The sequence below is a fragment of the Nocardioides pini genome (assembly GCF_026712185.1).
Lineage (GTDB): Bacteria > Actinomycetota > Actinomycetes > Propionibacteriales > Nocardioidaceae > Nocardioides > Nocardioides pini.
Genome location: NZ_JAPPUX010000001.1, coordinates 67,137 through 83,669 on the forward strand (window position 1 = coordinate 67,137; position 16,533 = coordinate 83,669).

The window sequence follows — 16,533 nt, forward strand, 5'->3', positions numbered from 1 at the left end:
CGCCGGCACCGCGCGGACCGGACAAGTCCATCCCATGGGAGGTGTCGCGCGGGGCGACGGCACGTGCCCGTGTCAGGCGGGAAGCGCCCCGGTCTCGAGGACGTGCTCGGACACGACCCCGATCTTCGTACGACGGCTGCGCGCGGCGGTGCGCAGCGCGTTGAAGGCACCGACGGCGTCGAGCGACTGCTTCGCCATCAGGTAGCCCACGGCCCGCTCGATCACCACCCGGTAGTCGAGGGCGTACTGCAGCTGCCGGGCCAGCTCGCCCGCGGTGTGGGCCTGCAGGGCGGCTCCGAGGGTGGTCGAGATGATCTCGGCGTACCTCCCGAGCGCCGCCTTCTCGCTGTCGTCCCACTCGTGCGGCTCGCTCTTGTAGACGTCGAGGGTGCCGACCGGCACGCCACCGAGGAGCACCGGCGTGCCCAGCACGGCACGCACCGGCTGCTCCTCCATCGCGCGGGCCAGCGTCGGCCAGCGCTCGGACTCGGCCGTGACGTCCCGGGAGGTGACCACCCGGGCCTGCACGAAGGCCTCGGTGCACGGCCCCTCGCCGGCCTCCGCCTCCGTCTGCTCGAGGAGGCGGCCCGGGCCGTCGCTCGCGGCGGCGTAGACGAGGATGTCCTGCTCGTCGGCGATGAGCACGCCGGCACCGTCGACCGAGAAGAGGTCGACGCACGCGGCGACCACGACGTGCAGGGCCGAGACGATGCTGCCGTCGTCGTCGCGGGGCTGGGACAGTCGGCGCAGGCTCTCGGCGAGCGCGGCGTCGTCGATGTTCATGCCGAGGATTATTCCTTGGCGGCGGCCCCGCTCGACCATCCCGACGCGGGAAGGTGGTGGACGAACGTCGCCAGCGTCTCCTGGTCGGCAGCGTCGGCGGTGCCGTCGTGGGTCTTCACGAGCACTCGAGCCACGGTGCGGACCTTGGTGTTGCTGTCCTGCGAGACGCGGAGCATCGTGCGCCACGCCTGCTCGGTGCTGCAGTGGAAACGGGCCGAGAGCAGGCCGATGGCCATGCCGATGTCGCGCTGGGACTGCACGGCCTCGTGCAGGTGCGCGACCTCGTCGCGCAGCGCGTCGTCGCGGGGGCCGGAGTCGCCCGGGGATGGGGGTGTTGCAGACATCGTCACCTCTTGCATGACGTAGGTCCGCGGACACAGGGCGGAGTCGAACAAGTGCGGTCTCCCACCTTACAGGGCAAGCCGAGCACGTCCCGAAGGGCGTGATCAGCGGAACTGGGCTACAGTCGAGGGGACTCAAGCCGTCGGGTCGTCTCCGCACGCTCCTCCAGGAGGTGCTCACATGCCCGACAGGGCTTCCAGAAGCGATTCTCCGGACGTCTTCGACTTCGAGGGTGACGGCGACCAGGCCCGCGAGTGGCTCGACACGGCCTACGGCTCCTCGCTGGGGCTTCGCGGCCAGATGGGCACCGTCCACCACCGGCGTCGCGAGCGGGGAGGCGTGGCCTTCGACCGCCTCAGGATCGAGGCGCCGATCGAGTTCGACGCGGAGCCGATGCCGGTGCTCGTGGTGGTCGACGTGCTCGGTGGTGAGATCGAGTACACCCACGGCTCCGTCACCGACCGTGGGCACGACGGCGACACGGTCCTCGCGTCCGGGTGGGGCATGCCGTTCTCCGGGAGCGGCAACGGCTACGACGTGCGCAACACGAGCATCTCGCTCGAGGTGCTGACCGACGCGATCGCCGACATCGACCCGGAGCGGACCAGTGAGGACCTGAGCTTCAGCAGGTTCGTGCCCCGGTCGGCGGCAGCGGCCGCGCAGTGGCGGGCGGTCGTCGACCGGCTCAGCGCCCGGTCGGCCGAGGCGGAGGACGCGCAGGCCCGGGGCGAGGCGTCCCGGCTGCTGGCCAACACCCTGCTGCACACCTTCGACAACAACATCGTCCGCGACGACTCGACAGATGCCCGCGACCTGCGCGACGCCACGCAGGCCACGGTGCGTCGCGCCCAGAGGCTCATCGACGAGCGCGCCGGCGACGACCTCGCGCTGTCGGAGATCGCCCAGGCGTGCCACGTCACCCCGCGAGCCCTGCAGTACGCCTTCCGCCGCCACCTGGACTGCACCCCGCACGCCTACCTCCGCCAGGTCCGGCTCGACCTCGTGCACCAGGTCCTGCGCGCGGGCGCCGTGCCCACGGTGGGCGACGCCGCGGCCCGCTTCGGCTTCTTCAACCCCGGTCGCTTCGCGGCGGAGTACCGCCTGGTCTTCGGTGAGAACCCTGGACAGACCTTGGTGCGCGCGTCGTCCTGACGGGGGCGTTCGCTTTGCGGCTGTTGCACTGGTCCAGACCATGCAACTGTGGGGTTGACCGTCTTGCTGGAGACCACGGCAGGCGCCATCAACACCAGGAAGCGAGCCGTGGATCCCCATGTCGATCGCCTCTGCACTCCCCACCGGACCCATCCCCGTCCGGACCCGTCCCGCGCAGCAGCCCCTCGAGGGCAAGGCGCGTGCCCGTCGCACCGACGCCATCGTCTGCGACCTCCGCGACGTCAGCCGCAAGACCGACGCCCACGACCTGACCACCCAGCTCATCGAGACCAATGCGGCCGTCGCGCGCAGCATGGCCTCCCGCTACCGCAACCGGGGCATCGACCTCGACGACCTCGAGCAGGTCGCGCTGCTCGGGCTCACCAAGGCCGCGCAGCGCTTCGACCCCGCCGCCGGTCACGACTTCCTCTCCTTCGCGGTGCCCACGATCCGTGGTGAGCTCCGTCGCCACTTCCGTGACTCCGGCTGGATGGTCCGCCCGCCCCGTCGGGTCCAGGACCTGCAGACCCGGATCGCCGGCGCGCAGGAGGAGCTCGAGTCGCAGCTCGGGCGATCGCCCCGCCCCACCGAGATCGCCACCCACCTGGGCGAGCAGACCTCCGACGTGGTGGAGGCTCTCGCCGCCGACGGCTGCTTCACGCCCACGTCCCTGGACGCCAAGGTGGCCGACGGCTCGTCGTCGCTCGGCGACCTGCTCGGCGACGACGACCGTGCCCTGGCCCAGGCCGAGGCCAAGGTCATGCTCGAGCCGCTGATGCGCCGTCTCTCCCCGCGCGACCGACGCATCGTCCGGTTGCGCTACTTCATGGAGCAGACCCAGCAGGAGATCGCCGACACCGTCGGCCTGACGCAGGCCCAGGTGTCGCGAGTCCTCACCCGGATCCTGTCCGACCTCCGCTCCGGCCTGGTCGAGCCCCAGCCGGCCGCCTGAGTCCCAGCGGGGCCCTCGGGGTCGCCGTGCCACCATGGCGCGGTGACCCCCTCCCTCGCCGTCGGGTACAAGGCCTCCGCCGAGCAGTTCGGCCCCCGGGAGCTCGTCGAGCTCGGGGTCCGGGCCGAGGAGGTCGGCCTCGACAGCGTCTGGGTCAGCGACCACCTCCAGCCGTGGCGGCACGAGGGCGGTCACGCCCCCAGCGCCCTGGCCGCGCTCGCCGCGCTCGGTGAGCGCACCGAGCGCGTCGTGCTCGGCACGAGCGTGCTGACGCCGACGTTCCGCTACAACCCGGCCGTCCTCGCCCAGCAGCTCGCCACCATCGCCCTGCTCAACCCCGGCCGCGTCGTGCTCGGTGTCGGGACCGGTGAGGCGCTCAACGAGATCTCCGTCGGCCTGCCGGAGTGGCCCGACTTCAAGGAGCGCTGGGCCCGCCTGCGCGAGGCCGTACGACTGATGCGCGAGCTGTGGGACGGCGAGCGGGTGACCTTCGAGGGCGAGTACTACCGCACCGTCGACGCCACGATCTACGACCGGCCCGAGGGCGGCGTACCGGTCTGGGTGGCCGCCGGCGGGCCGCAGATGGCGACGTACGCCGGCCGCGTGGGCGACGGCTTCATCTGCACCAGCGGCAAGGGGATGGACCTCTACACCGACAAGCTGCTGCCCGCCGTGGACGAGGGCCTCGCGGCCTCGGGTCGGCCCGGGCGGCGCTTCTCGCGGATGATCGAGATCAAGCTCTCCTACGCCGCCACCCGCGAGGAGGCCCTGGAGAACACCCGCTTCTGGGCGCCGCTGTCGCTCAGCGCCGAGGAGAAGCACCGTCTCGACGACCCCGTCGAGATGGCCGCCGCCGCGGACCGCCTGCCCATCGAGCAGGTGGCGTCACGCTGGATCGTGGCCACGACGCCGGACGAGGTCGTCGACGCGGTCCGGCCGTACGTCGACGCGGGTTTCGACCACCTGGTGCTGCACGGACCCGGGCACGACCAGGAGCAGCTCCTCGCCGACCTCGGCGAGCAGGTCGTGCCCGCCATCCGCGCGCTCCGCGGCCCCCTTACGGCGCCGGCCGGGTGAACTCGGGCTCGACCTCGACCACGGCGAGGGCCCAGATGACCGCGACGTTCAGCCCGATCAGGACCAGGGCCCAGAACGGGTAGTAGGGCAGCCACATGAAGTTGGCCGCCATGGCCAGCACCGCGATCGCGATGCCCGCCCACCTGGCCCACGCGGCGCCGGTGAACAGGAAGGCGCCGACCGCGATGAGGACGGCCCCGATGAGGAGGTGGATCCAGCCCCAGGTGGTCAGGTCGAAGTGGTAGGTGTACTCGGGCCCCCGGATGACGATGTCGTCGTTGGCGAGGGCGGCGATCGCCTGCAGGACCTGGAACAGGCCGACGGTCAGCAGCATGGCGGCCGCGAAGAGCATCAGCCCGGAGGCCCAGGCGTTGCGGGTGGAGTAGGTCGACGACATGTGCACCTTCCAATTTCGTGCCCCGGGTAGGGCGCCTGGTGGGTCGGGACGGAGCAGGATCAGGTCGTGGCGGTGACGGTGCTCGCGTGCCCGCCGCGGACCGGGACGGGCGCTCGCATGCCGAAGCCGATCAGGGTGAACACGATGCCCACCCCGAAGGCCATGAACGCGACGCCGAAGGCGACCACGGAGGTGAACAGCGATGCCTGCAGGAAGGCCGAGTCCATGGCGGTCGCGCGGTTCGGGTCGTCCCGGTCGAGCTCGGAGTAGGTGAGACCGCCGGTGATCTTCATGGTGTGCTTGTCGATCACGTTCGCCTGGCAGTAGGCGGAGAACGGTCCGTCGACCTCGTCGCCCGCAAGACAGCTGGCGTCGTCCGACACGACGATCTTCTGGTCCGCGAGGGTGGTGCTGACGACCACCCAGGTGATGACGCCCGCGATGGCCATCACGATGCCCACCACGATGGCGACGATCGAAGCTGTCGAGCGCATGGTCTCTCCTCCGTGTGGTCCGACAGCCTCACCGTCGCGGTCCCGGGGGGTGGGCGGCATCCCCCGGGCGGGGTGAGGTTTGCCGCGGCCAGGGCGCGGGCGCGCCGGACAAGATGTGGCTGAGCCCGCTCTCCGATCGATGCCTACGACGTAGCCTGCGGACTGCCCACCGTCCTCATGACCAGGACAGCGAGGTCGTCGGCGAGCTGGTCGCCGCTGAAGTCGTGGACCGCGTCGACGAGGCGGGTGGAGATCTCGGCTGCGGTCCTGGCGGAAGCACACCCCAGCACGGCCGTGACGCGCTCGACCCCGAACATCTCGCGTTCCCGGCGTGCCTCGACGAGGCCGTCGGTGAAGACGCACAGGAGGTCGCCCGGGCCCAGGTGGACGGTGGTGTCGTGAAGCTCGGGATCGTCGAACAGCGCGAGCGCGGTCCCCAGCGCGCCGACCTCCTCGGCGCCACCCGTGGCCCGCACCACGATCGGAGGATGGTGCCCGGCCAGGGTGAACACCACGGTGGCGCCCTCCGGGTCCGGGCGCACCTGCCCGTACACGAGGGTGCAGTGGCGCTCGAGGTCGGTCTGGCCGAGCAGGCTGGCGTTCACCTGGCGCACCGTCTCGCTGGGCATGGCGTCGGCGGCGGCCAGCGCGCGGAGCGTGTACCTCGTGGCCGCACTCACCGTCGCCGCCTCTGCGCCCTTCCCGCTGACGTCGCCCAGCACGAAGCCCCACGTGTCCTGGCCCAGGTCGAACACGTCGAGGAAGTCGCCCCCCACCTCCCGGCCGTCGCCGGCAGGCAGGTACTGGCTGGCGAGCTCGATGCCCCGGACGTCGGGGAGCATCGGCGGCACCATGCTGGCCTGCAGCGCCGCCGCCACCCGTGACTGGTCCTCCAGGAGGCGCTCGAGGCGCTGTCGGTCGTGGACCCGCTCGGTGATCTCGTGCAGCACCACCACCACACCCGCCGGGCGGCCCGTCACGTCGCTGAGCTGCTGGCGGGAGACGTCGAAGGTCCGGCGGTGCGGCGCTCCGTCGAGGTCGGGCAGGTCGAGCTCCAGGGTCCCCTCGTCGGTGGCGTCGGCCGGCACGACGTCCGCCAGCCACCGGCCCAGCGACGCCGTACGGCTCGTCCCGAGCAGCTCGGTGGCCGCCGGGTTGAGGTCGACGATCCGCCCGTAGGGGTCGGCCACGAAGACGGCGTCGGCCATCCTCTCGAGCACGGCGCTGCGGGCGAGGGGACCCAGGTCCACGAGCCGCTCGTGGAAGAGCCCCCAGACCAGAACCGCCCCCGTGAGGGTGAACGCGAACGGCGTGAGGTCGATGGAGGCGAACCAGCCGACGTTGGTGTTGTGCAGCGCGTTCACCGCCAGGGGGACGAGCGCGGCGACGACGAGCACCACCGCCATCCGGCGGTAGGTGCGCGCCAGGCGCCCCGTGCTGACGACGAACAGCACGGTGGCCCCGACGAGGATGAGGTAGTTGTAGCCGAAGAACGCGTTGAACAGCGGACCCCCCTCGACCTCGGGGACCTCGCCGTCCGCAGCCGGAGGGTACGACCGCAGCAGGTCGTGGGTGGCGGGGATCGCGAGCAGCAGCGTCGTGGTGATCGGTACGACGGCGAGGGCGCACAGCAGCCGCCAGGTCACCCACCGTTGCCAGCCGACGTACTGCAGCACGAAGACGAACCACGCGGGCGCGAGGGTGACGATGCCGAGGTACTTCAGGTCGCCCCACAGGCTCTTGAGCCCGACGTCGTCGACGCCGAGCTCGACCGCGTAGGCGACGCCCCACCAGGCCCCCGCCAGGAGCAGGACGGCCAGGCTCCAGCCCATCCGCGCGTCCCGGCGCCAGGCGACGTAGGCCGCCAGGCAGGCCAGCGCGATACCGGCCGTCGCCATGACCGTCGCGAAGGACGTCAGCACCCCGAGTCCCATTCCGCCCCCTCAAGCGGCACAGCCCCCGACCACCGCCCCGCGAGACCGCGACGGGAGCAGCTGGCCGCGATCCGTCCATTGTCGTGACGCCCCGAGACCCTCCGCCCCGACCAGATCCACCTATTCACCACTTTTGGGGTCATGTCCAGTCCCGGACGGGATGACGACACGAATACCCGGGCCGTGGCGGCGAGGACTAGACCATCGGTGGGAATTCGGCCCGACGTGGCGCATCGTTGAGGTCTCCCTACCAACAGCGGATGCGTCCCCTTCGTGGCGACGCGCGGGAGGTCCGCAGCACGGGATCTCGGGGGCGCTTGCGAGCCGGCCGCCGTGATCACGCGGGGTCCGTCGAGGGTGCGCTGACGAGCCGGCCTCAGTCGGACCCCTCGCTGCGCCCACCGGGCGGGCACGGACCAGGACGTCGCCCCGGCGCCTACGAGTCGAAGCCCAGCCCGGCCCGGTCGAGCACGCGCAGGAAGCCGTTGCGCCGGCCCTCGCGGTGGTCGGCGCGGTCGAGGGACCAGCGGGTGAGGTTGATGCCGGCGGAGGCCAGCGGCTCCGGCGGGAAGGGCAGCGGGCGCTCGCGCACCATGCGCAGCGCAGTGCGCTCCGTCGGCTGCCCGGCGAGGAGGTCGAGCAGCACCTCGGCCGCCCAGCGGGTTGCCCCGACGCCGAGCCCGGTGAACCCTGCAGCGTGGGCGACGCGGCCGCCGTGGGTGGTGCCGTAGAACGCCGCGAACTGCGTGGAGGTGTCGATGGCGCCGGCCCAGCGGTGGGTGAAGCGGATCCCCTCGAGCTGGGGGAACGTCGCGAGGAAGTGCGACGCCAGCCGCGCGTGGCTCTCGGGCCGGTCCTCGTGGCGCGGGTGGAGCCGTCCGCCGGCCGGGTAGACGGCGTCGTACCCGCCCCACAGCACGCGGTCGTCGGCCGTCAGCCGGGCGTAGTGGAACTGGTTGGCGAGGTCGCCGAGCCCCTGCCGGCCGGCCCAGGCGATCGAGGCGCGCTGCTCGGCGGAGAGCGGCTCGGTGACGAGCACGTAGTCGTAGACCGGCACGGTCATCAGCCGGTTGCGCTTCAACAGGGAGGGGAAGACGCCGGTGGCGAGGACGACGCAGTCCGAGGTGACGGTGGCCCGGTCCGTGGCGACCTCGACCTGGTCGCCCTCACGCCGGACCGCCGTGACGGCGGAGTGCTCGTGGACCTCGACCCCGAGCTCGGCCGCCGCCCGCGCGAGGCCGAGCGCGAGCCGCGCCGGGTGGACCAGCGCGGTGTCGCTGGAGAGCTCGCCGCCGAGGAACAGCGGGCTGTCGACCAGCGTGCGCGTCGCCGCCGCGTCGAGGACCTCACCCCCGAGCCAGGCGAGCTGGTGCTCCTCGACCGCGACGGACAGCTGTCCGGTGCGCTCCCACTCGCAGGCCAGGCCGAGGTCGCGCACGTCGGCCTCGAAGGCGTCGAGGTTCTCGGCGCCCAGCCGCTCGAGGACGTCGTGCTCCTCGGGCCAGCGGGACCGGCCGTTCTCCTCGCCGTGGGTGAGCGAGGCCTCGCAGAAGCCGCCGTTGCGTCCCGACGCGGCCCAGCCGACGGTCTGCGCCTCGAGCAGCACGACCCGTCGTCCGGGGTCGCGACGCTTGGCGTGGACGGCCGCCCAGAGGCCGAGGTAGCCGCCGCCGACGACGGTGAGGTCGGCGCGAGCGGGTGCGGTGAGCGGGTCGTACGACGGCACGGCCCCGACGTCGTCGAGCCAGAACACCGACCGCGCGCAGCCGGCCAGCGACGCGGCAACGACCCGTGGGTCCGGCGCGTGCCGCTCGAAGGCGGTGAGGTGGGCGGGCACGGGTGACGCAGCGGTGTCAGCCGGCGGCCGCGGCGAGGGCCGCGTCGAGGATCGCGATGCCCTCGCGTGCCTCGTCGTCCGTGGTGGTCAGCGGCGGGACGACGTGGATCCGGTTGTAGTTGACGAAGGGCAGCATGCCGCGCTCCTGGCACCCCTTCACGATCGCGGCCACCTCCGGGCTGGAGCCGCCGTAGGGCGCCAGCGGCTCGCGGGTGGCGCGGTCGCTGACCAGCTCGACGGCCCAGAAGGCCCCGGTGCCGCGGACCTCGCCGATCCACGCGTGCCGGTCGGCGAGCTCGCGGAGCCCGGGGCCGAGCACCTCGGCACCAAGGCGCTCGGCGCGACCGACCACGTCGTCGTCCTCCATCGCGCGGATGGTCGCCACGGCCGCGGCGCACGCGAGCGGGTGGCCCGAGTAGGTGAGTCCTCCGGGGTAGGTCCGGTGCGCGAAGGTCGCGTGGATCTCGTCGCTGATCGCCACGCCGCCGAGCGGGACGTAGCCGGAGTTCACGCCCTTGGCGAAGGTCAGCAGGTCGGGCACCGTGTCGCCGTGCTCGACGGCGAACCACCGCCCGGCGCGGCCGAAGCCCGACATCACCTCGTCGGCGACGAGCACGATGCCGTGGCGGTCGCAGATGTCGCGGACGCCGGCGAGGTAGCCCGGCGGCGGGACCATGATCCCGGCGGTGCCGGGGATCGCCTCGAGGACGACGGCCGCGATCGTCGAGGGCCCCTCGAGCGCGACCACCTGCTCGAGGTGCTCGAGCGCGCGCTCGCACTCCTCGGCCTCGGTGGTCGCGTGGAAGGGGCTGCGGTAGAGGAACGGGCCGAAGAAGTGCACCGTGCCGGCCGACGCGTGGTCGCTGGCCCACCGGCGGGGGTCGCCGGTCATGTTGACCGCCAGGTGCGTGCCGCCGTGGTAGCTGCGGTACGTCGTCAGCACCTTGTGCCGGCCGGTGTGCAGCCGCGCCATGCGTACGGCGTGCTCGTTGGCGTCGGCACCGCCGTTGGTGAAGAAGACGTGGTCGAGGTCGCCGGGGGTGTGGCTCGCGACCAGGCGAGCGGCCTCGGACCGGGTGCCGTTGGCCATCGCCGGGGCGATGGTGCACAGGTGCTCGGCCTGCTCCCTGATCGCGGCGACGACGCGGGGGTGCTGGTGGCCGAGGTTGGTGAAGACCAGCTGGGAGGAGAAGTCGAGGTAGCGCTTCCCCTCGCCGTCCCAGACGTGGCTGCCCTCCGCGCGGGTGACCACCATCGGGCTGATCTCGGCCTGGGCCGACCAGGAGTGGAAGACGTGGGCGCGGTCGAGCTCGTAGGCGCGCTGCGCGTCGTACGTGCTGGCCAGGTCGCTGGCGATCGTGGTCTCAGTCATTGCGCGGGAACCCCAGCTCGAGGCCGCCCTCGGGGCGGTTGGCGGGGTCGATCCACCGGGTGGTGACGACCTTGCCGCGGGTGAAGAAGTGGACGCCCTCGGTGCCGTGGGCGTGGGTGTCGCCGAAGAGCGAGCGCTTCCAGCCGCCGAAGGAGTAGTAGGCGACCGGCACCGGGACCGGCACGTTGACGCCGATCATCCCCACGGTGACGTCCGCCTCGAACCGCCGGGCCGCCCCGCCGTCGTTGGTGAAGACCGCGGTGCCGTTGCCGTACTCGTTGGCGTTGACCAGCGCGACCGCCTCGTCGTAGGACCCGACCCGGACGACCGAGAGGACCGGTCCGAAGATCTCCTCGCGATAGATGTCCATGTCGGGGGTGACGTCGTCGAACAGGGTCGGGCCGAGCCAGAAGCCCTCCTCGCCGCCGCGGGCGGCGACGTCGCGGCCGTCGACGACGACCTTCGCGCCGGCCGCTTCACCGGCGTCGATGAACGAGCTGACGCGGTCGCGGTGGGCCTTCGTCACGAGCGGGCCCATGTCGGCCTCCTTCTGCCCATCGGTCGCCTCCTTCCCGCCGTCGCCGATGAGCAGGGTGCGGGTGCGGTCGGCGATCCGGGCGACCAGCTCGTCGCCGATCGGGTCGACCGCCACCAGCACGCTGATCGCCATGCAGCGCTCGCCCGCGCTGCCGTAGCCGGCGTTGACCGCCGAGTCCGCGGCCAGGTCGAGGTCGGCGTCGGGCAGGACGACCATGTGGTTCTTCGCGCCGCCGAGGGCCTGGACGCGCTTGCCGTTCCGGCTGGCGGTCTCGTAGACGTACTCCGCGATCGGGGTCGAGCCGACGAAGCTGATCGCCTGCACCTCGGGGCTGGTGAGCAGCGCGTCGACGGCGGTCTTGTCGCCGTGGAGGACGTTGAAGACACCGTCGGGGAGGCCGGCCTCCTGCCACAGCGCGGCGAGCCAGGTGGCCGCGCTCGGGTCCTTCTCGCTCGGCTTGAGGACGACGGTGTTGCCCGCCGCGATGGCGATGGGGAAGAACCACATCGGCACCATGGCCGGGAAGTTGAAGGGGCTGATGATGCCCACGACGCCGAGCGGCACGCGCTTGGAGTGGACGTCGATGCCGGTCGACGCCTCCTCGCTGTGGCCGCCCTTGAGCAGGTGGGAGATGCCGCAGGCGAACTCGACGACCTCGAGGCCGCGGGCGATCTCGCCCATCGCGTCCGAGTGCACCTTGCCGTGCTCGGCGGTGATGATCGCGGCGAGCTCCTCCTTGCGCGCGTTGAGCAGCTCGCGGAAGGAGAAGAGGACCTGCGTACGTCGCGCGAGGGACGTGGTGCCCCAGGAGCGGGCGGCGCGGGAGGCGGCCGCGATGACGTGGGCGGCGTCGGCCTCGCTGGCGAGCGCGACGCGACCGGTCACGCGGCCGGTCGCGGGGTTGGTGACGTCGGCCCAGCCGGTGGGCGATCCGGTCAGGGGCGAGCCGTCGACCCAGTGCACGATCTCGACGGGTGCGTCGACCGGGCCGTCGGTGGGGCTGGAGGTGGTCATGCCGCTCATCCTGCTCGTCGTACGTCGTCGCGACGGGTGTCGGATCGTCGGCATCGGCCGCGGCAGCCGGACACTTCGTCACCCCGCGTCGGCGTAGTCTGGACGGCGTGGTCGACGTGATGCCGGGGGTGACGCTCCGCGAGGCGCTGGAGCTGCCGACCTTCCGCCGTGCCGCACCCGAGGTCGTCGCCGGCGCCGCCGGGACCGGCCGGGCCATCCGCTGGGTCCACGCGACCGAGCGCCCGGACGTGCGCCAGCTCCTCCGCGAGGGAGACCTCCTGCTCACCATGGGGACCGGGCTGCCGGGCGACGACGACGCGGCCGGCCTCGTGTCGTTCGTCGACGAGCTCGCGGACGTCGGGAGCGCCGGCGTGGTCGTCGAGCTCGGTCGGCGGTGGGGGTCCGCCCTGCCCGACGCCCTCGTCGGGGCGTGCGAGCGGCACGGGGTGCCCCTGGTCGTGCTGGCGCGCGAGACCCGTTTCGCGGCGCTCGCCCAGGAGATCGGCGAGCGCGTCGTCGACCGGCAGCTCGCCGAGCTGCGCGAGGCCCAGCGCGTGCACGAGACCTTCACCGAGCTCAGCAACGAGCTGGCCGGCCCCGTCGACGTGCTGCGGGCCGTGCAGCGCCTCGCCGACGCGCCCGTGGTCGTGGAGAACGCCCAGCACCGCCCGCTCGACTACTTCGCCGGTCCCGACGAGGGCGACGGGTTCCTCGACGGCTGGCCCGCGCGCTCGCGCCGCGTCGAGGTCGCGGGGCGCACCGGGTGGGACCCCGCCAACGGCTGGCTGGTGACCCGGCTCGGGACGACCGACCGGTCGTGGGGGCGGCTGGTGATCGGGTCACCGGAGGCGCCGTCGCAGCGGCTCGTCGCGGTCGCCGAGCGCGCCGCGTCGGCCCTCGCGCTGCACCGCCTCCACGACCGCGACCGCGGCACCCTCATGCGCCGCACCCACCTCGAGCTGCTGACCGGGCTGGGCGAGGAGCCCGGCTCCGACGACGTACGACGTCGCTGCGAGCTGGCGGGCTTCCCGGTGCACCGCCGCGGCCTCACCGGTGTCGTGGTGCGCGGCCGGGTGGGTGCGGTGCCGCAGGTGGACCTCGACGAGGTGGCCGCCACGGTCGTCCGGGCCGCCCATGCGCTCCGCCTGCCGGCGCTGGTGTCGGAGGTCGAGCGCGACCTGCGCGTGCTGGTCTCGACGTCTCCCGGCGCGGACGCCGACGACCTGGTCGACCGGCTGGCCGCGCGGGTGCTGGCGCACCACGACGTGGTGGTCGCCGCCGGTCGCACCGCGCCCGACCGCACCGGCGTCGCCCGCACGGTCGCCGAGGCCGGCCAGGTCGCCGACGCGGCACCCCAGGCGCGGCGCGAGCAGGACCCCGACGTCCACCGCCTCGCCGACCTGCACCTGCGCGGGCTGCTGGCGCTGCTCGGCGAGGACGAGCGTGTCCGGCTCTTCGTCGAGCGCGAGCTCGGGCCGCTGCAGGAGCACGACCGCGCCGACGGCTCGCGCACCGACCTCCTCGCCGCGCTGCGCGCGCTGGTCCTGCACCCCTCGAGCAAGACCGAGGCGGCCGCCAGCCTGCACCTGTCGCGAGCCGCGTTCTACGACCGGCTGGCGCGGATCGAGTCGATCCTCGACGCCGACCTCGACGACCCCGACGTCCGGGTCTCGCTGCACGTCGCCGTCGTGGCAGACGAACTGTTCGGCGGGCGGGCGAAGTGACGACAGATCGTCGGGCCGCCGGTGCCGTCCGGCTCGGCACGATGCTGGACATGACCCGTGTGACCACCCGGCTCCTGGACGTCGCCGCCAGCGTGCCGACCACCCCGCTCGACCCCGGCACCGTCGTCGACGGTGCGCCGGAGGCCGGCTCGCGCGCGCTGGCCGCGGTCTCCGGCGTCGAGGTCGGGGTGTGGGAGATGACCCCGGGCACGGCGACCGACGTCGAGGTCGACGAGGTGTTCGTCGTGCTCTCCGGCTGCGGGACGGTGTCCTTCGACGACGACGGCGAGCAGGTCGAGCTCGCGCCCGGCAGCGTCGTACGCCTGCGGGCGGGCGAGCGCACCACCTGGGTCGTCCGCGAGACCATCCGCAAGATCTACGTCGCCTGACCCGAGCCCGAAGGACCGAGGACCGAGATGACCGACCGCACCGAGACCATCCGCAACTTCATCGACGGCGAGCTCGTGGCCTCGGCGGCCACCGACTTCATCGAGCTCGTCGACCCGGTGACCGGCGAGCGCGACGGGCGTTCGCCGATCTCGACGCACGAGGAGGTCGACCGGGCCTACGCCGCCGCCGAGCGCGCGTCGGCCGCGTGGAAGCGGCTCACCCCCGGGGCGCGGCAGGCGTACCTCCTCGACCTCGCCACCGCGATCGCCGACCGCCGCGACGAGATCAGCGCGGTGCAGGCCCGCGACACCGGCCAGCCGGTGCGCTACATCGCGAGCGAGGAGGTCGACCAGGGCGTCGACCAGCTGCGCTTCTTCGCCGGGGCCGCCCGGCTGCTCGAGGGGAAGTCGTCGGGGGAGTACCTCGAGGGCCACACCTCGGCCATCCGGCGCGAGCCCATCGGTGTCGTCGGGCAGGTGACGCCGTGGAACTACCCGTTCGCCATGGCGATCTGGAAGGTGGCGCCCGCGCTGGCCGCCGGCAACACCGTCGTGCTCAAGCCCAGCGACACCACGCCCCGCTCCACCGTGCTGCTGGCCGAGATCGCCGGCGCGATCCTGCCGCCCGGCGTGCTCAACGTCGTCAACGGCGACGCCTCGACCGGTCGCCACCTCGTCGAGCACCCCACCCCCGGGCTGGTCGCGATCACGGGCTCCGTCCGGGCGGGCACGGAGGTCGCCCTGTCGGCGGCGAAGTCGCTCAAGCGCGTGCACCTCGAGCTCGGCGGCAAGGCGCCCGTGGTCGTGATGCCGGACGCGGACCTGCCGCGCGCCGCGGAGATGGTCGCCGCGGCCGCCTACTTCAACGCCGGCCAGGACTGCACCGCCGCCACCCGCGTCATCGCGCACAGCAGCGTCCACGACGAGCTCGTCGACCTGCTCGTGAAGGCCGCGGAGGGGACCAGGCCCGGTGCGCCGTCGGACGAGGGCGCGGACTACGGCCCGCTGAACAACGCCGCCCACCTCGCCAAGGTCGAGGGATTCCTCGCGGAGCTGCCCGGTCACGCGACCGTCCGCACCGGTGGGAGCCGGCACGGCGAGGCGGGCTTCTTCTTCGCCCCGACCGTCGTCACCGGCGTGCGCCAGGACGACCGCATCGTGCAGGAGGAGGTCTTCGGGCCGGTGCTGACGGTGCAGTCCTTCGACGAGGAGGCCGACGCGGTCGCGATGGCCAACGGGGTGCCGTACGGCCTGGCCGCCAGCGTCTGGACCCGCGACGTCGGCGTCGCCGACCGGCTCACCCGCGAGCTCGACTTCGGCTGCGTGTGGGTCAACACCCACATCCCGTTTGTGTCCGAGATGCCGCACGGTGGCTTCGGGTCCTCCGGCTACGGCAAGGACCTGTCGGGCTACGGCTTCGACGACTACACGCGGATCAAGCACGTGATGACGGCCCACTACTGAGCCGTCGACTGCTCCTCGGGCACGCCGACGTCGAACACGTCGAGCAGCTGGGCGAGGGTCCGGTAGTAGCCCACCAGCACGACCAGCTCGGTGACGGTGGTCGTGCCCAGCACGTCGGCGTACGCGGCGTAGGTGGCGTCGTCCATGGCCGCCGGCCTCCCGGCCGCGAGCAGCCGGCGGCACAGGTCGTCGGCGGCGGCCTCGCGCGGGTCGACCGGCGAGAACGAACCGTCCGCGATCGCGGCCAGCTCGTCGTCCGACAGCCCGACGGCCCGGCCCACCCGCTCGTGGGCGAACGCCTCGAACGTGCTGCCGGTCCCGGCGGCCACGGTGAGGACGGCGATCTCCCGGACCCGGTCGGTGAGGCCGGTGGCGTACCGCAGCGCCGTGCCCAGCTCCTGCAGCCGGGATCCGAGCGCCGGCTCGTGGAGCATGATCCCGAACGGCCCGGTCAGCGACCCGTCGTCGTGCTCCAGCGGGAAGTGCTGGGGCCCGGTGCCCCGCGGGCCGCCGACGATCCGCTCCCGCAGCGCGCGCTGCTCGTCGGTCAGGTCGGCGGGCGTGAGGCGCGGCAGGCGCACGGATCCTCCTGTGGACGCGGTCGTTGGTCGCGAAGGTACCCGCGGGAGAAGGTGGGCTGCCGGTCGTCGGGCATCCTTGGGGCATGCGCTTCACCGAGCACGAGCTGACCGTCGCCGTCACCGCCGCCGCCAAGATCGTGGCCGGCGGCAAGATCGGCAAGCGCGGCAAGGGCGAGGAGAAGTGGGAGGCGATGAGCAAGATCGACCGCTACCACCTCCTCGAGGCCGTGGGCAGCCAGGTGCTGCCGGTGCTGCTCGCCCTGCCCGACGTGGACGTGCCCGCCGGCACCCGCCCGACCTTCACCGACGCCCAGATCGCGGAGGCGGTGGAGCAGACGCTCGGCGAGAGCGGGGTCGGCCGGCTGCGCCAGAAGGTCGCGGTCGCCGCCCGCCTGACGCTCGTGCGCACGGCGCTCGCGCAGCTCCCGGTCCGCCAGGACCCGGACGCGCTGGTGGTGCCGGACTCCCTCGACGACCTGTGAC

16 protein-coding genes are annotated in these 16,533 nt (G+C 73.0%); 7 read left to right on the forward strand and 9 right to left on the reverse strand.

Features of this window, described 5'->3' with window-relative positions; all coding sequences use genetic code 11:
• Window positions 1–72: 72 nt before the first annotated feature.
• Window positions 73–783, reverse strand: coding sequence for a GAF and ANTAR domain-containing protein (locus NYO98_RS00375; RefSeq protein WP_268109531.1), 711 nt, complete (start codon window positions 781–783; stop codon window positions 73–75).
• A gap of 8 nt (window positions 784–791) precedes the next feature.
• Window positions 792–1,127 (reverse strand): ANTAR domain-containing protein, encoded by a 336-nt coding sequence (locus NYO98_RS00380; protein ID WP_268109532.1) that lies wholly within the window; start codon window positions 1,125–1,127, stop codon window positions 792–794.
• 178 nt (window positions 1,128–1,305) lie between these two features.
• On the opposite strand from NYO98_RS00380, the gene NYO98_RS00385 reads away from it, so the two are divergent.
• The 3 genes from NYO98_RS00385 to fgd all read left to right on the forward strand — a co-directional run bounded on the left by NYO98_RS00385 (window position 1,306) and on the right by fgd (window position 4,306).
• Window positions 1,306–2,277: an AraC family transcriptional regulator gene (locus NYO98_RS00385; RefSeq protein WP_268109533.1), complete on the forward strand. Its 972-nt coding sequence runs from the start codon at window positions 1,306–1,308 to the stop codon at window positions 2,275–2,277.
• Between the two features lie 118 nt (window positions 2,278–2,395).
• Window positions 2,396–3,229, forward strand: coding sequence for a sigma-70 family RNA polymerase sigma factor (locus NYO98_RS00390; protein ID WP_268109534.1), 834 nt, complete (start codon window positions 2,396–2,398; stop codon window positions 3,227–3,229).
• Between the two features lie 42 nt (window positions 3,230–3,271).
• Window positions 3,272–4,306: a glucose-6-phosphate dehydrogenase (coenzyme-F420) gene (gene fgd / locus NYO98_RS00395; RefSeq protein WP_268109535.1), complete on the forward strand. Its 1,035-nt coding sequence runs from the start codon at window positions 3,272–3,274 to the stop codon at window positions 4,304–4,306.
• On the opposite strand, the gene NYO98_RS00400 is transcribed toward fgd, so the two are convergent.
• The 6 genes from NYO98_RS00400 to NYO98_RS00425 form a co-directional block, all read right to left on the reverse strand.
• Window positions 4,287–4,703 carry a DUF7144 family membrane protein gene (locus tag NYO98_RS00400; RefSeq protein WP_268109536.1) on the reverse strand — a complete coding sequence of 139 codons (417 nt, stop codon included), beginning with the start codon at window positions 4,701–4,703 and terminating at the stop codon, window positions 4,287–4,289. The two genes, fgd and NYO98_RS00400, sit on opposite strands and share 20 nt — an antisense overlap.
• Window positions 4,704–4,762: 59 nt before the next feature.
• Window positions 4,763–5,197, reverse strand: a complete 435-nt coding sequence (locus NYO98_RS00405) for an aromatic ring-opening dioxygenase LigA (protein ID WP_268109537.1) — start codon at window positions 5,195–5,197, stop codon at window positions 4,763–4,765.
• Between the two features lie 143 nt (window positions 5,198–5,340).
• The gene (locus NYO98_RS00410) at window positions 5,341–7,131 is read right to left on the reverse strand and encodes a histidine kinase N-terminal 7TM domain-containing protein (RefSeq protein WP_268109538.1); all 1,791 of its coding nucleotides are present in this window, start codon (window positions 7,129–7,131) and stop codon (window positions 5,341–5,343) included.
• A gap of 436 nt (window positions 7,132–7,567) precedes the next feature.
• Window positions 7,568–8,968 carry an NAD(P)/FAD-dependent oxidoreductase gene (locus NYO98_RS00415; protein ID WP_268109539.1) on the reverse strand — a complete coding sequence of 467 codons (1,401 nt, stop codon included), beginning with the start codon at window positions 8,966–8,968 and terminating at the stop codon, window positions 7,568–7,570.
• 16 nt (window positions 8,969–8,984) lie between these two features.
• A complete protein-coding gene (locus NYO98_RS00420; RefSeq protein WP_268109540.1) occupies window positions 8,985–10,340 on the reverse strand; it encodes an aspartate aminotransferase family protein in 1,356 nt (451 codons plus the stop codon).
• Window positions 10,333–11,892, reverse strand: coding sequence for a CoA-acylating methylmalonate-semialdehyde dehydrogenase (locus NYO98_RS00425; protein ID WP_268109541.1), 1,560 nt, complete (start codon window positions 11,890–11,892; stop codon window positions 10,333–10,335). The genes NYO98_RS00420 and NYO98_RS00425 overlap by 8 nt, the downstream gene beginning before the upstream one ends.
• A gap of 107 nt (window positions 11,893–11,999) precedes the next feature.
• Here NYO98_RS00425 and NYO98_RS00430 point away from each other — a divergent pair, with 107 nt between their 5' ends.
• Genes NYO98_RS00430 through NYO98_RS00440 form a run of 3 tightly spaced genes read left to right on the forward strand, consistent with a single transcriptional unit; the run spans window position 12,000 to window position 15,469 of the window.
• Window positions 12,000–13,616 (forward strand): PucR family transcriptional regulator, encoded by a 1,617-nt coding sequence (locus NYO98_RS00430; protein ID WP_268109542.1) that lies wholly within the window; start codon window positions 12,000–12,002, stop codon window positions 13,614–13,616.
• 50 nt (window positions 13,617–13,666) lie between these two features.
• The gene (locus tag NYO98_RS00435) at window positions 13,667–14,005 is read left to right on the forward strand and encodes a cupin domain-containing protein (RefSeq protein ID WP_268109543.1); all 339 of its coding nucleotides are present in this window, start codon (window positions 13,667–13,669) and stop codon (window positions 14,003–14,005) included.
• Window positions 14,006–14,032: 27 nt separating this feature from the next.
• Window positions 14,033–15,469 carry a gamma-aminobutyraldehyde dehydrogenase gene (locus NYO98_RS00440; RefSeq protein WP_268109544.1) on the forward strand — a complete coding sequence of 479 codons (1,437 nt, stop codon included), beginning with the start codon at window positions 14,033–14,035 and terminating at the stop codon, window positions 15,467–15,469.
• Here the strand turns inward: NYO98_RS00440 and NYO98_RS00445 are convergent.
• Complete coding sequence (locus NYO98_RS00445) at window positions 15,463–16,050, reverse strand: carboxymuconolactone decarboxylase family protein (RefSeq protein ID WP_268109545.1); 588 nt, start codon at window positions 16,048–16,050, stop codon at window positions 15,463–15,465. The two genes, NYO98_RS00440 and NYO98_RS00445, sit on opposite strands and share 7 nt — an antisense overlap.
• Before the next feature lie 83 nt (window positions 16,051–16,133).
• Here NYO98_RS00445 and NYO98_RS00450 point away from each other — a divergent pair, with 83 nt between their 5' ends.
• The gene (locus tag NYO98_RS00450; RefSeq protein WP_268109546.1) at window positions 16,134–16,532 is read left to right on the forward strand and encodes a hypothetical protein; all 399 of its coding nucleotides are present in this window, start codon (window positions 16,134–16,136) and stop codon (window positions 16,530–16,532) included.
• Window position 16,533: the final 1 nt, after the last annotated feature.